Source organism: Acinetobacter sp. AS5, assembly GCF_048957595.1.
Lineage (GTDB): Bacteria > Pseudomonadota > Gammaproteobacteria > Pseudomonadales > Moraxellaceae > Acinetobacter.
Genome location: NZ_JARDAL010000064.1, coordinates 1 through 14,017, shown reverse-complemented (window position 1 = coordinate 14,017; position 14,017 = coordinate 1). Strand labels below are relative to the sequence as shown.

Here is a 14,017-nt window from a genome sequence, read left to right as displayed (position 1 = left end):
ACAAGTTGTTCTTCATAATCTCTTAATGATCTTCTTGCTAATTCGTCACCAGCAAGCTAGGTCGGCTATATTACTCTTTATTTCTAAAGAGTCAACAGGTTTTATTGATTATTTTTAAACTTCTTCAAGACTTCTAGATTTCACCCTTTAGGCTAAATCCTTGTTTCTCAACAAGTTTTAATCAACATCACCGCCGATGGATGTGCATTCTACAGCATTTCAGAGGGCTTGCAACACTTCTTGCAAAGATTTTTTACCGTGTGTTTATTTTTCAAACCAATAAAAATATAAGTAACTGTTATATATCGTTAATTTATTTTCATTATTTTTGAATTTTATTGAGCACATTCAACAAAACCCATCTATTAACATAATAAGATATTGTTTTATTTGAATTTAAATTATAAAAGTCTTTATCACACGACTTATATCGTTCAATTCACATTCTATTTTTGTTTGATTCTTCAACAACCTGGCGTTTATATACATAAAACTTGTTTTATCTGGTCTTCTTCCAAGATACATAGGCCCGATTTAAATATGGAAATTTATTGCAACGCTAAAAATTAAAAAGCCATCGCTATTGAGCAATGGCTTTTAGAATATTAAGCAATAATTAGAATTTCATACTGACACGTGCCCAGTAATTACGTCCCATATTATTAAACTGTTCGGTTATTGGTAAACCTGTACCGGAAGCACCCATTTTATTTAAGTGCTCGGTATAAGTCCGGTCTAGAACATTATCGACTCCGACTGATACATCCACGCTATCCATGACATGGTAGCTACCGTTTAAAGACAAAGTGCCAAAGCCTGCGCTCTGCTTGTTGTCATAACCCACAATATTACCTTCGTTAAGACTGATCCGGTTTTGACCATCCACTACACGCCATAGCAATCCAAAATTATATTTGTCTTGAACATAGCGCAAGTTAACACGGGCTTCCAAAGGAGAGATTTGTGGTAACGGCGTATTATCTGTGGTGTTTTCACCCCAAGCATACATGGCACTGATATCTGCCTGAATTGCATCAGTAAACTGATAACCAATTCCAGCTTCTGCGCCTGCAATGGTTGCATCGATATTTCTTGAATCCGCACTATTCATTTTTGTTGGCTGCATCCCCCCCATATCATTATTCATAGGATGACTATGCCCAGAGTTTCCAGACTTAGGATAAGTCATCAGAATAAAATCCTGAATCACACCGGCATAAGCCGATACCCAAGAATTAAACGCGCCATGATGATGTTGATAACCCAGATCGAGTTGTAAGGTCTTTTCCGTTTCCAGTTGCTTAAATGTATTTGCAGTTATTCCATGATAATCGGTCTTAAATAATTCCCAATAATCAGGCACACGCTCCACATACCCCAGTCCGATATAGGTTTTACCATCATCATGTTCTGGATGGGTATTTTCAAAACGAATGAAGCCACTTGGCAAGGTTTCCTGACGGTTCTGTCCAGTTTTTAAGGCATCAATGTCCACTTGATCGACCCGCACACCAGTAACCAATTTATTGTTATCACTTAGTTCATGACTTAACTCAGCAAAAACCCCATAGGACTGGAATTTCATATCTGTTGTTACATGAGAGTTCATCATGGGTTTAGTCGAATGGTACATACCGCCCGCATGTTTATTTAATTGAGAATCTACACCACTGACTAACTGTAGCTTATCCCACTCATGAGTCATTGATAGTCGTGAATTTAAAGTTCGACGTGTAACGGTCATGGCTTTATTAGGTTCATCAACTTGACGTAAGCTAAAATTATCCATGACATGGTCATTAAAATTGTAGTTGACCTGCGCTTCTACTTTCTTAAGTGTCTCTGTTAGGTTTTGTTTTTGTACACGCAAACCTAAACTTTCACGTGCAAATTGAGAGCCATCCATCGTACGGCCAGCATAAACTGATTCACCATCTGCCTTACCGCCACTTAGCTCGACCCAAGTATCTTCATCTGGTGTCCAGCCAATCGCCAAATCAGTATTCCAGCGTTCCCAGTCTGAAGGAACTGTATTTCCATCCCCATCTTGATAACTATTCGATACCGAACGATTGGTATTCAGACGGATATATTTCTGTTCATCGCCTGCTGCGACTTCGACATTATGATCAAGGCGCCCGAAAGATCCCATCAAGACACTGGCCTGACCACGATAGTTTTGATCTTGATCAAACTGTTCCGGTGTACGTTCGAAAATCACCGTTGCCGCAGAGCCAGTATTGGCATATTGCACCGTCTGCGGGCCTTTAATCACCGAAATACGGTCATAGCTTTCCGGGGAAATATAGGAGGTCGGCGAATCCATCCGGCTTGGACAGGCCCCCAGGTTTTCCGTGCCATCAGTCAGGATTTTAATTCGTGAACCAAACATGCCGCGAAACGTCACATCACCATTGGTGCCGGCACCGCTATTGACCGAACTAAAGCCGACAATACTTTGTAAATAATCCGCACCATCACTGGCAGGAATCGGTTGAATCGGCTGTTTAGGGTCGGCGCGGACAATCAGCCCATTGGCATCATTACCTGCTGCTGACGTCACTACAATCGGGGCAAACGTCTGCACCGGCATGGCATCATTGGCCATCACCACCGAAGAATAACAAGCAACACAAATCGCAGCCGCAAGTGGCTGTAAAGAAAATTTAGGCTGAGCCATTTCTCTATCTCACTAAATACATAAATTAGGCACGGCTTGAGTCAATACCAACCCAAGCTGAAAAATGCAGATTTATGCAGGTAGTGGTGGCGCTCGCCCCTGAGGAATTAAGAAGAGTTGCTGAAGGACAAACCAGACATGCTTAAAGGTTTTTTGATAAGCAATTAAACGGACATGAATCCGGTCAAGAACCTGTTTGATGTCCAGATCAGGCGGTAAGACTAAATTGGCATAAACCGTACAGTACTGACACTGATGATTGGCATCATGATGATCATGTTGAAGATGATCGGATTGGACAAGGTGGCTATGCTCGCCAGCGCTATACTGCGCATGGGCATCTGTGGCGATAAAAAGCGCACGCGTGATGATTTCACAGACCGGAGCAACTTGATATTGCTTCGGTAACAAAGGCTGTAAAAATACAGCAATCTGTAGAAACACAGCTGCAAATGCAAATAGCAGCCCCGCGCGTAAAAACACAGGCTATTCCTAAAACATGCTTATGTCGATTATAGCAAAGCCCAATCAGAATTGGGCTTTGCTAGACCATTTAAATAAACTTTAAAATGATCCTAGCGTTTCACTGCCACCTTGTCTTTATTACGTTGGCGGACCAGTTTTTCCACTTTTTCACGTGCACGTTGACGTTTTAATGGCGATAAATAATCGACAAATAATTTGCCATTTAAGTGATCCATTTCATGTTGGATACACACAGCGAGAAGTCCGTCAGCATCGAGCTCAAATGCTTGACCTTCCAGATTAATTGCCTCAATTTTTACGCGTGACGGACGATCAACTTTATCGTATATTTGAGGAACTGATAGACAGCCTTCTTCGTAAGGCTGCGTTTCTTCAGTCAATGGTGTGATTTTGGGGTTAATAAACACCATCGGTTGATCTTTATTTTCAGACAGATCCATAACAATCAGCTGAATATGACGATCCACCTGAGTCGCGGCAAGTCCGATACCTGGTGCTTCATACATGGTTTCAAACATATCCGCAGCGAGCTGACGAATTTCATCAGTCACTTCTTCGACAGGTTGTGCAATGGTACGAAGACGGGGATCCGGGAAACTTAAAATAGGTAATAAGGCCATACTGCGTCCTCAATTATGCCATTGATCAAAAAACCAAATGAAGGGAATGCTTCATCAAAAAAATGTGTGTAAGATCGTTATTATAACGCAACTACGCACATAATTTTAGGAATTATGATAATGAAAAAGGTTTTGAAGGGCATGCCATTTTTTAGTGCCTTGGGGTTTAAAAATCAGATGCTGGCACTTGCCGTTTGTGTAGGCGTCAGTATGGGGACCATTCATTCTGCCGAGGCAGCACCTGCACGCAACGTCAATCCACCGGCATTAAAAGCCGATGCACCGAACGTTTATGTGGTGAAAAAAGGCGATACGCTTTGGGACATCTCGAAACGTTTCCTGAAAAATCCGGTACGTTGGCCGGAAATCTGGGCCAGCAATAAGCACGTGAAAAATCCACACTGGATTTTCCCGGGTGACCGCCTGTTAATGTGCGATTACCAGGGCCGTCCAATTATTGGTAAAGACGAAGGTGATGGTTGTGAAGGTATTATCAGCCGCTATCTTGGCAGTACTTCTCTGCAACCCCAGATTCGGGTTGAATCTTTAAATAATACCATTCCAGTGATTCCGCTTGAGCATATCAAGCAGTGGCTGGAACGCTATACCCTTCTGGCACCTGATTCAGTTCAGGGCACACCCTACATTCTCGGAACTGCAGATCAGCGCGTACTGGCTGGCAAAGGCCAGAAAGTTTATGCACGTGGTCACGGTCTGGTAGTTGGCCAACGCTATGCGGTGTATCGTGAAGCGGAACCGTATGTATTTACGGATGCAAACGGCAAGAAATATACGGCTGCACTGGAGCTGCAACAGGTGGCATCTGGTATTGCAGTTCGTGGCGAAGGTGATGTCACCACACTTGAACTGACAGATAGTTACAATGCTGAAGTACGTCGCGGTGACCGTGTACTCCCTGAATACGATCCAATGTTACCGACTCTGTTCTATCCGACCAATGCAGAAAATATTGCTGCCGGTGGCCAGATTGTGCGTGTATTGGGGTCAATTGGTACAGCAGCACGTCATAGTGTTGTCACCATTGACCGTGGTACGGCACATGGAGTTCAGACGGGTCATGTCTTTAGTGTGAATCAAAAAGGTGAAGTGGTCACTGATCCTAAAACTAAAGAACGTGTGCAATTGCCAGGTGAGCGTATTGGCCAAATCATGGTATTCAAAAACTTCGATCAATTAAGCTATGCCTATGTGCTAGAGAGCGAATTACCAATCAAGGTTGGTGCAGGAATTCAAGCACCTCTTTTAGATGAATAAATATTTGTCTAAATAAAAAAACTTAATAATAAGAAGACAACCCTATAGGTCTCAATATGCTGAACCCGTTATCACGCGCGCAACTGGAAACAATTACGTTATGGTATCTGGTTCAGCATTCTCTTTCGAGTTTCTATAAAATCAGTCAACATTATGCCGAACTGGCGCATGCCCTTCAGCCGGATCAAGTACCCGTCTGGCAAGCACTCGGCCTTCATGCCAATCATGTGCAGCGCTTAAAAGAGTTTTACCTCCCAGAAGCGCAACAGAAATTTCAGCGTTGTCTGCAACAGATCCAGCAGGATAGCGATTTTATTTTATTGCATAGCGATCCGCATTACCCGCAGCAGTTGCATCCTTATGTAGATAAACCACCGATCATTTTTGGTCAAGGTCGACCTGATACCCTGCTTCAGGCACAGATTGCAATTGTGGGCAGTCGCAAGCCGAGTCCGCATGGCCGGCAAGTGGCTTATGATTTTGCCTTTTATTTGAGTGAACAGGGTTTCTATATCAATAGCGGTCTGGCATACGGTATTGATGAAGCAGCGCATCGGGCTGCGTTACAGCATCAAGGGACAATTGCAGTGATGGCGACTGGACTGAATCAAACCTATCCAGCACAACATCAATCACTACGCCAGCAAATCATTGAGCACGATGGTGCAGTCATCAGTGAGTTTCTACCAGATACGCTGCCTTTGCAACACCATTTCCCACGGCGCAACCGAATCGTCAGTGGTTTAAGTCTAGGTGTGATTGTGGCAGAGGCTGCATTAAAAAGTGGTTCTCTGATTACGGCTAAACTGGCAGCTGAGCAAGGTAAAACTGTGTTTGCCATTCCGGGACATATTTACAGCGAGCATCATCAGGGCTGCCACCAACTGATTCGTGAAGGTGCAATTTTGATTGATCACCCGCAGCAGGTCATCGAAGAACTGGCACTGGCGACGCAATGGCAAGCGATGGAAAACACCACCAAAATGGAAGTTACTGAAGCAGAACCTCAGCAGATTCCGCCACATCTGCTCAGTCTTTATAATCAACTGGACTGGGTGGGACAGAGTCTGGATCAGCTGAGGACACAGGTACAGCAAGAAGTGTCTGCGCTGACCAGTCAACTGATGGAGCTGGAGTTACTCGGTTTTTGTACCCAGCAAGCCGGCCTGTATCTACGTTGTCGGATTCTCAAATAAAGTTCACAATAGCGCTTTGTTGTTTAATATAAGGTATCCACATGATCACTACCTCTGTTGCCGAAGCAGCAGCATGGCTTAAAGACGGACAAGTCTTGGCATATCCCACAGAGGCTGTTTGGGGCTTGGGTTGCGACCCCTATAATAAACAGGCATTTCATCAAATTTTAGAATTGAAGCAGCGCCCGATTGAGAAAGGTGTAATTTTGTTGGCAGCTCATCTTTCACAGGTAGAACACCTGCTGCAGGATTTAAGCGAAGAAATGCGTGAAAAAGTGATTGAATCCTGGAGCAATGACAGGCCTGCTGAGCGTGCGACCACCTGGCTGCTTCCTGCAAATAAAGATATTCCTGACTGGATTAAAGGTCATCATCCTAAAGTAGCCGTCCGCGTGACCACTCACCCGCTCTGTGTCGCATTGTGTCAGGCCTTTGGCGGTTTTATCGTTTCTACCAGTGCCAACCCTGCCGGCATGGAACCTGCCCGCTCACTGCAGGATGCGATCCGCTATTTTGACCAGAACCTGAATTATCTGAATGGTGACCTCGGTTTAAGTCAGCAACCAAGCCGGATCATTGATGCAGTGACTGGCGTAGTTATTCGTGTCTGATTTAGTCGGGACACTCAAGCCCGACTAAAGTTTTAAGACAAAAAAAGCTCAGCCATATAGGGATGGCTGAGCATAAAAAAGGATGTGCATAAATCACATCCAGAGGGTTCAGAAAATCTCTGGGAGTCTGATAAAACAAGGATTTTCTTGCTTGATCATTCTCGATGGGCGCATTATGAAAGAAACTGAGTACAACGACAAGTATAATAAAACAATCAAATAATACATATTTTCTATTAATAGCAAACAATTTTTGACCAATATTCAAAATATCTTGCTCTTTCTATTCTCTTTTTAAAATAAAACGATATTTTTCTATTTGTTTTAACATTTGAAAATTAGCATTTAAAAGGGGATTTCAATTAAAAAAAATTGTTCAAAAGATCAATATTTAATCAGAAAAAATTCTTAATCAGCTCTTTTAATTCCTGATTAAGCGGATCTTCCGGGATATTGTGCCCAGAGGATTCCGAGTAAAATGATGCCACCGCCGATACTGTGATACATGGTCCAGGCTTCGCCCAGCCACAAATATGCGACTACTGCGGTAAAGACAGGCATCAGATTCATAAAAATACTGCTGCGATTGGGACCAAGTTGTTGCACAGCCATCATCCAGAACAAGGGTGCGGCAATAGAAGGAAAAATTCCGGCATAGATAATGCTGGCTGCATTAGCATGATTGATGCTATCCAGACCTAAAATCAATACCAAAGGAATATGATAACCTGAGTTCGATGAAATCCACTTAACCTTTTAGCATATTTTGGAAAGTTGGCTTATTGGGGTTCAAACAATAAGCCACTACAGCAGCCATGATATTCACCATGAAATTATTTACCGAACGATGACGTGAATGTTCAAGTTGATGTAAATTTTTTAATTGATCATTCACTGTTTCGATCAATCCTCTTCTGCAAAGTAATTGTTTTTCTTCTTCAGTTTGGATGGGTTTATTTTTCATATTCCGACGTGATGGGGTCAATATTTTCAGTCCTCTTGCTGCTAAAGCTTCGGCTTTTGCTTTGCTCAAATAGCCTTTGTCTCCGAGTAGGATCCCTTTTAATTCTTGAGTTAAAGATTCTAATATAGCAACATCATGAACATTTCCCGATGTCAGCTTGAGATTAATAATTTCACCTAAATTATTGATAACGAGATGTAATTTAAAACCATAAAACCAACCCGTACTACTTTTTCCACGACCGGCCAAGCCTTTAAATACACGATGCCTTTTAATCCGAAGATTATGGCAAACTACCAATTTAGTGGAGTCAATGATACTGATTCCCGTATCTTTTCCTTTCACCTGATGGAAGAAACTACTCAGAGCTTGCAAACAACGGGGCATGATTTCAATAAATCGGTTGTAGCTAAGCAGTTTAGGAAAAGCAGATTTCCAGAATGGAACGATCATTTGGCAATAAAAATATTTGAAGAATCTAAAACCGGATTGATGAAATAAAATGACAATGGTCATTGCTTCAGACAAGCTTAAAGCTGACTTTTTCAACCTGGTTTTTTGATTAGAAATTAAAGCTTTCTCTAAAGATTCATTAAATTTTTTGCAGAAATCATCCAAAATACAAAATAATTCGGTAATATGATCCATTGAGAAGCCTTGTTTTATAACATTTTGTCTTGAGAACCAATATGTTACAAAAACAGGGCTTTTTTTCTACTCTTTTTTTATATCGAACTCAGGTTATGATAGAGAAAGGCCATAAAAATCTGGATATACAGGCTCACTAAGAGTGGAATCTGAATCTGCCATTTTTTCAGAAACACGCCATAACAGGCATAGAAAAATACTGCGATCAACATCAACAGATCGCCAATATAACTTTCACCGACAGTTAAAAACTGCAGGCCCTGCCCTTGTGCCATGACATACATCAAACCAATAAAGGACAAGAGACTTCCCAGCACTGCAGCCTGTGTCGGGCGAATCTTTAAAACAAAAATACCCACGATAATGGTAAAAATAGGAATAAAGGCATTGATCAGGCCCATGTTGGTGGCAGTGGTATAGTGTGCCGAGCTATAAGCCAGCCCCTGATACAGCACCATTCCCAGCGCACTCAAAATGGCAAAATGTCCGAGATGCGGACGAATCTGCGGCCACGCTGCTTTGACTTTGGGCAACATGAATGGCGTTAAAATCAGCAAGGCCAAGGCCCAGCGATAAAAACTGATACTGATGGGAGAAATATAATCTGCCACATAACGGGTAACCGTCATATTCAGAGACCAAATCAAAACTGCGGCCAGTGGTAAGGCCATGGCCCACCAGACTGCCTTTTGTTGCTGTGTCATACTTTCATCCATGATTCGCTGGTCTTGTTATTAAGCTATGCCTATTCGCGCATCCTAGCATAATAGATTTTTCACATAATATTGAGGCAATTTGCAGCTTTAAGTAACTAAGCTCACCTGTTTCTACTTGTACTGAAAGCGAATACCCGTTAAAAACAAATACCGTTCAGTCGCAATAAACAGGAAATCTAATGACTCGCTCTGTATATGACATTCCAGTCAAAACCATTGACGGAACAGAAACCACTTTAAACCAGTACCAGGGTAAGGTTTTGCTGGTGGTTAACGTCGCATCTAAATGTGGCCTGACGCCGCAATATGAAGGCTTACAAAAACTGTATCAGGACAAAAAAGCGGAAGGTCTGGAAATTCTGGGCTTCCCTGCCAATAACTTTTTGGAACAGGAACCGGGTAGCGAAGCCGAGATTCAGGAATTCTGTTCAGTAAATTATAAAGTCGACTTCCCGCTATTTGCTAAAATCTCTGTCGCGGGTGAAGACAAGCATCCTTTATATGCCAACCTTACGCAGGCTGTACCGGAACGTATCGGTGAAGGCCCTTGGTGGAAAGATCTGGTCGATTATGGTTTAACCCCAAATCAGCCACCAGAAGTGCTCTGGAACTTTGAAAAATTCCTGATCAATAAAAATGGTGAAGTAGTGGCACGTTTTGCTCCAGATATTACTGCAGATGATCAACGGATTGTCGATGCAGTGAATGCAGAACTTGCAAAATAATTCTCGATTATTCTCATAAGCATCAAGCTTGAAATAAGTATCTATTTTCTTGGTAGATACTTATTTTTTTTTATTTAAAAACGATTATTTAATTGCATTAAAATTCACCTAAAAACATTTTCAAAGTGATTGCAGGCCAAACAAGCCAATTTGGTGAGAGCAAAGTACTTCTTTACCAGCTTTTAATAATCTTTTTCTTGTTTTTGAATAGAGCAACGTTCGCAACCCAGAAGAATTGTTATGAGTTTGCAACAATCTTTTTTATCTCCATAGTTTGTCCTTATATTAAATACTACTCAAATTCCATCACCTGTATCGAGACCCTGATTCCATGTCCAAGATTCTTGCCAATGCTGTCCTTCCTTTCGCATTATTTAGCTCTGGAATTTTACTGATGGGCTGTGAACAGGCTGTCGAAGCACCGGCTGAACAGGCAGATACCACGACCTCAGATCTGGAACCAGCCTCTCAGCAACAGAGTTCAGCAGCACAAACCGAACTTAAATCGGGCAATATGTTTTATATGGTTCGTGATGTCGCCGACTTGCAGCTCAAGGCCGGCAGTTATGTAGAACAGTTAAAACAGACCCAGACCGAACTGCAAACGGCGGTCGAAGCTAAAGATACCCAGCAACTGCAGTCCACTGCGACCCAGCTACAACAGCAACTCAGCAGTTTTAATCAGGTGTTAGGCAACCTGAACTTGAAAAGTCAGGAAATTGACCAGATTCGTGACAACATTATGACCGCCAATCAGCAAGTTCTGGCTTCTCCTCTTTTAAATGGTCAGGTGGATTTCAGCCAAGTGAACTTGAAAAAGATTGAATCCCAGATGGTTAATGTGCAATCCGAAATGGTCAAACTGGCCGGCTTGCTGATCCAGAATCCAGATCAGGAATCAGAGAGCAATACTGATCAGGATAATACTTAAAATACCTAAAAATCTCATTTTGAGGCGATTGATCGAAACATGTCTTCCTCAATCGCCTTGCAGGCTATACACTGTTATGGATTATAAAAATTACATTTAGATCAACAATTTTCATCTAATCAGATCATCAGGAGTTCAATCATGTCGAATTCAGTGCTGTATTCTGTGGTTCCAGTCACATCCCGGCTTGATCTGAAAGATCCTTTTATTTTTACCGTTCACCATCAAGATCATTATCCACAAGGCAATGCCGAATTAGGCCCAGTTTCCCCGCCACAGCAGCATGAATATGACATGTATTATGGCGAGAGTATTCCGGGCTTTCCGGAGCATCCGCATACTGGCTTTGAAACCATTACCATTGTCGAGCGCGGGTATGTCGATCATTTTGACTCGCTGGGAAACTCGGGACGTTATGGCGCGGGTGATGTGCAATGGCTGACTACCGGCAATGGGGTACAGCATTGCGAGATGTTTCCTTTAGTCCATCAGGATCAGGACAATCCTCTGGAGCTGTTTCAAATCTGGCTGAATTCCTCACCGGAACAAAAAAAGCAGCCGGCCGATTATAAAATGTTGTGGCGTGAACATATTCCACATGTATTTTCAGCCGATGCGACCGGACGTAAAGCGGAGATCCGGGTCATTTCAGGACAGTTTAAACAGACTCAGGCACTGGATCGTCCGCCACATTCATGGGCAGCCATGCCAGAGAATCAACTCAATATGTATTTAATCACTTTAAAGCCGGAAGCAGAATTAACCATTCCTGCCAGCACTGCTACTGCAACGCGTTTTTGTTATTTTTATCAAGGTAAAAGCCTGGAACTGGAAGGACAGAAGATAGCGCCGAAGCATCTACTTGAACTCAAACCGGATGCAGATATTCAGCTCAAAGGTGGGCTGCTGGAATCACATATTTTATGGCTGGAAGGTGAACCGATCGGTGCACCGGTGGCTATGCATGGGCCTTTTGTGCTGAATAGTGCGCAAGAGCTAGATACTGCTTTTCGCCGTTATCGCGAAACCCAGTTTGGTGGCTGGCCTTGGCCAAGTGCTGAACCGTCATTTGCACCAGAACATCCGCGCTTTGCCAGTTATGAAGGCGGCAAACGTGAAGAATATCCAGACCAACCAGACAAAGAAGCCACTGAATAGTGGCTTCTTTGACATCAGATCATATTATTTTTTCGGGCTTCTGACGACAACTAGTTTCTTCTGCACAAATTCTCTAAAACCATCAATCGATAGTTCATGCCCATAACCGGAATTTTTAATTCCACCAAATGGTAACTCAGGCGTGGTATCAGTAAACCAGTTGATCCAGATCATGCCAGTTTCTACCCGTGACGCTAGCTTTTTCGCCCGCTCGATATCCTGTGAATGAATCACACCACCCAGACCATAATTGGAATCATTGGCAATTTCGACAATTTCATCATCATCCTTCGCCACATAGATTTGTGCCACTGGGCCAAAAAATTCTTCATACCAGGCTTCATTTTCACGCGTGATATTTTCCAGAATGGTTGGTGCATAGAAATTGCCTTGATGTTCTACAGCTTTGCCGCCAGTGACCACAGTCGCGCCTTGTGCTACTGCCTTTTCGACCTGCTCGCTGAGTTTTTCCAGCGCATCTTTTGAAGACAGCGGTCCTAAAGTGGTTTCAGGATCGAGCGGATCACCCAGTTTTAACTGTTCAAAAGCTTTCAGCATGCCGGCCTTGAATTGTTCGGCAATTTTTTCATGCAGAATAAATCGCTTCGCCGCCGTACATACCTGCCCGGCATTATTGACACGCGCCTGACAGCCTAACTTGATCGCGCGTTCCAGATCTGCATCATCGAGTACGATGAACACATCATTACCGCCCAGTTCCAGCGTTGATTTTTTAAGATGTTTTCCGGCCTTTTCAGCGACTGCACTGCCCGCACCTTCTGAACCTGTCAATGCCACACCACGCACACGCTTGTCTGCAATCACCTCAGCGACCTGATCACCACTGATAAACAGATTGGTCCAGACACCTTTGGGTGCGCCTGCATCCAAGACCAGTTGTTCAAAGGCTTCCGCACATTGCGGTACAATTCCGGCATGTTTTGCCAGAACCGGATTACCGATGGCACAGTTCGGTGCAAACACTCGCATCAGTTGATAAAACGGAAAGTTCCACGGTTCAACTGCCATAACAATGCCCAATGGATGATGCTCGACCCAAGCTTCGCCCAGTTCCGTTTCATAGGACACGGGCGCTAAAAATTCTTTGGCATGATCAGCATAGTATTCTGCAATTTTGGCACAGGTTTCGATTTCGCCTTCACTCTGCTTGATCAGTTTCCCCATATCCAGAGTCATGAGCTTGGCCAGTTCAGACTTTTGCTCTCTTAAAAGCTCGGCTATGTTCTTTAATACTTTAATTCTTAAATCGGCCTGCTTCGACCATTCTGATTTTAAAATCTTTTCCGCACCATCCAGTGCATTTTGAATATCTTGATCGCTATGGGAGGGGTAGTCTTTCAATTTTTGATTGGTAAATGGATTAATAGATTGATAAGCCATGATTTTCCCTTTTTCAATTATAAGTTTCGCCTGTTCAAAACCCAATCGCATCAAGTTATAACAAGCGAGTATCTGTTCGAATTATTTAACTTATCATTGATTTATTTATGGCGTGTGCCTGCTTACAGATTGGTTCAAAACATTACTGAGAAAGGGTAAAAGTTATATCGAGTGGTACAAATTAAAATTTATTTAAGAATCGGAAATGTAAAACCAACACTCTCAAGATCGATACTTGCAAAAATTCCAAGCTAAAACAAATAATCTAAATCAGCTGTTTTAAGGTGATGCTAAAAATATAAATTTCAAATTTTCAGGTGTGTAGTACATTATTCTATATAGTAGAAAAAAGAAAATTCATAATGAGTCAAATACCATCTAATATCATTCAAACAGCAGAAAACTATTTTGATAATACAGTTTTAGAAACGACTGATACTATTTTTCAAGAAATTTTAAAAGCTTTTCCAATAGCATCTTCAGGTTTAGCGATTTATAAAGTTTTCAGAAGCTATAACGAAAAGCAAAAAGGCGGATTCAAGCGGCAAGTGCAACAGTATAAAAACCAGCCATAACTTCACTAGGCGTATACCAACCTAGTGTTTT

At 42.4% G+C, this 14,017-nt stretch carries 12 protein-coding genes and 2 pseudogenes; 7 read left to right on the top strand and 7 right to left on the bottom strand.

Annotated elements, in window-relative coordinates:
* Nucleotides 1-616: 616 nt before the first annotated feature.
* The 3 genes from PV763_RS15735 to def form a co-directional block, all read right to left on the bottom strand.
* The gene (locus PV763_RS15735; RefSeq protein WP_004732586.1) at nt 617-2,680 is read right to left on the bottom strand and encodes a TonB-dependent copper receptor; all 2,064 of its coding nucleotides are present in this window, start codon (nt 2,678-2,680) and stop codon (nt 617-619) included.
* 72 nt (nt 2,681-2,752) lie between these two features.
* The gene (locus PV763_RS15730; RefSeq protein WP_004732588.1) at nt 2,753-3,163 is read right to left on the bottom strand and encodes a DUF2946 family protein; all 411 of its coding nucleotides are present in this window, start codon (nt 3,161-3,163) and stop codon (nt 2,753-2,755) included.
* Between the two features lie 92 nt (nt 3,164-3,255).
* A complete protein-coding gene (def, locus tag PV763_RS15725; RefSeq protein ID WP_004644875.1) occupies nt 3,256-3,786 on the bottom strand; it encodes a peptide deformylase in 531 nt (176 codons plus the stop codon).
* Nucleotides 3,787-3,906: 120 nt separating this feature from the next.
* Here def and PV763_RS15720 point away from each other — a divergent pair, with 120 nt between their 5' ends.
* Genes PV763_RS15720 through PV763_RS15710 form a run of 3 tightly spaced genes read left to right on the top strand, consistent with a single transcriptional unit; the run spans nt 3,907 to nt 6,868 of the window.
* Nucleotides 3,907-5,061 (top strand): LysM peptidoglycan-binding domain-containing protein, encoded by a 1,155-nt coding sequence (locus PV763_RS15720; RefSeq protein WP_420938183.1) that lies wholly within the window; start codon nt 3,907-3,909, stop codon nt 5,059-5,061.
* A 56-nt stretch (nt 5,062-5,117) separates the two neighbouring features.
* Nucleotides 5,118-6,257 carry a DNA-processing protein DprA gene (gene dprA / locus PV763_RS15715; RefSeq protein WP_004732592.1) on the top strand — a complete coding sequence of 380 codons (1,140 nt, stop codon included), beginning with the start codon at nt 5,118-5,120 and terminating at the stop codon, nt 6,255-6,257.
* Nucleotides 6,258-6,298: 41 nt separating this feature from the next.
* The gene (locus tag PV763_RS15710) at nt 6,299-6,868 is read left to right on the top strand and encodes an L-threonylcarbamoyladenylate synthase (RefSeq protein WP_004732594.1); all 570 of its coding nucleotides are present in this window, start codon (nt 6,299-6,301) and stop codon (nt 6,866-6,868) included.
* A 432-nt stretch (nt 6,869-7,300) separates the two neighbouring features.
* On the opposite strand, the pseudogene PV763_RS15705 reads toward PV763_RS15710, so the two are convergent.
* The 3 genes and pseudogenes from PV763_RS15705 to PV763_RS15695 all read right to left on the bottom strand — a co-directional run.
* Nucleotides 7,301-7,594 (bottom strand): annotated as a pseudogene (locus tag PV763_RS15705) (EamA family transporter); the annotation flags it as partial.
* Between the two features lie 22 nt (nt 7,595-7,616).
* Nucleotides 7,617-8,480 carry an IS982 family transposase gene (locus PV763_RS15700; protein ID WP_004679438.1) on the bottom strand — a complete coding sequence of 288 codons (864 nt, stop codon included), beginning with the start codon at nt 8,478-8,480 and terminating at the stop codon, nt 7,617-7,619.
* 95 nt (nt 8,481-8,575) lie between these two features.
* Nucleotides 8,576-9,184: pseudogene (locus tag PV763_RS15695) on the bottom strand (DMT family transporter); the annotation flags it as partial.
* 191 nt (nt 9,185-9,375) lie between these two features.
* On the opposite strand from PV763_RS15695, the gene PV763_RS15690 reads away from it, so the two are divergent.
* The 3 genes from PV763_RS15690 (at nt 9,376) to PV763_RS15680 (ending at nt 12,010) form a co-directional block, all read left to right on the top strand.
* A complete protein-coding gene (locus tag PV763_RS15690; RefSeq protein ID WP_420938182.1) occupies nt 9,376-9,921 on the top strand; it encodes a glutathione peroxidase in 546 nt (181 codons plus the stop codon).
* A 331-nt stretch (nt 9,922-10,252) separates the two neighbouring features.
* A complete protein-coding gene (locus PV763_RS15685; RefSeq protein WP_005108413.1) occupies nt 10,253-10,852 on the top strand; it encodes a hypothetical protein in 600 nt (199 codons plus the stop codon).
* A 141-nt stretch (nt 10,853-10,993) separates the two neighbouring features.
* Nucleotides 10,994-12,010: a pirin family protein gene (locus tag PV763_RS15680; RefSeq protein ID WP_420938181.1), complete on the top strand. Its 1,017-nt coding sequence runs from the start codon at nt 10,994-10,996 to the stop codon at nt 12,008-12,010.
* 24 nt (nt 12,011-12,034) lie between these two features.
* On the opposite strand, the gene PV763_RS15675 is transcribed toward PV763_RS15680, so the two are convergent.
* A complete protein-coding gene (locus PV763_RS15675; protein ID WP_004281002.1) occupies nt 12,035-13,411 on the bottom strand; it encodes an NAD-dependent succinate-semialdehyde dehydrogenase in 1,377 nt (458 codons plus the stop codon).
* 362 nt (nt 13,412-13,773) lie between these two features.
* On the opposite strand from PV763_RS15675, the gene PV763_RS15670 reads away from it, so the two are divergent.
* A complete protein-coding gene (locus PV763_RS15670) occupies nt 13,774-13,986 on the top strand; it encodes a hypothetical protein (protein ID WP_420938180.1) in 213 nt (70 codons plus the stop codon).
* The last annotated feature ends 31 nt before the right edge of the window (nt 13,987-14,017 follow it).

Bases quoted from the DNA above. Each gene is read 5' to 3' on its own strand.
- PV763_RS15720 (WP_420938183.1), top strand. From the start codon at position 3,907: ATGAAAAAGGTTTTGAAGGGCATGCCATTTTTTAGTGCCTTGGGGTTT.
- PV763_RS15685 (WP_005108413.1), top strand. From the start codon at position 10,253: ATGTCCAAGATTCTTGCCAATGCTGTCCTTCCTTTCGCATTATTTAGC.
- PV763_RS15710 (WP_004732594.1), top strand. From the start codon at position 6,299: ATGATCACTACCTCTGTTGCCGAAGCAGCAGCATGGCTTAAAGACGGA.
- PV763_RS15700 (WP_004679438.1), bottom strand. From the start codon at position 8,480: ATGGATCATATTACCGAATTATTTTGTATTTTGGATGATTTCTGCAAA.
- PV763_RS15670 (WP_420938180.1), top strand. From the start codon at position 13,774: ATGAGTCAAATACCATCTAATATCATTCAAACAGCAGAAAACTATTTT.
- PV763_RS15735 (WP_004732586.1), bottom strand. From the start codon at position 2,680: ATGGCTCAGCCTAAATTTTCTTTACAGCCACTTGCGGCTGCGATTTGT.
- dprA (WP_004732592.1), top strand. From the start codon at position 5,118: ATGCTGAACCCGTTATCACGCGCGCAACTGGAAACAATTACGTTATGG.
- def (WP_004644875.1), bottom strand. From the start codon at position 3,786: ATGGCCTTATTACCTATTTTAAGTTTCCCGGATCCCCGTCTTCGTACC.
- PV763_RS15690 (WP_420938182.1), top strand. From the start codon at position 9,376: ATGACTCGCTCTGTATATGACATTCCAGTCAAAACCATTGACGGAACA.
- PV763_RS15680 (WP_420938181.1), top strand. From the start codon at position 10,994: ATGTCGAATTCAGTGCTGTATTCTGTGGTTCCAGTCACATCCCGGCTT.
- PV763_RS15675 (WP_004281002.1), bottom strand. From the start codon at position 13,411: ATGGCTTATCAATCTATTAATCCATTTACCAATCAAAAATTGAAAGAC.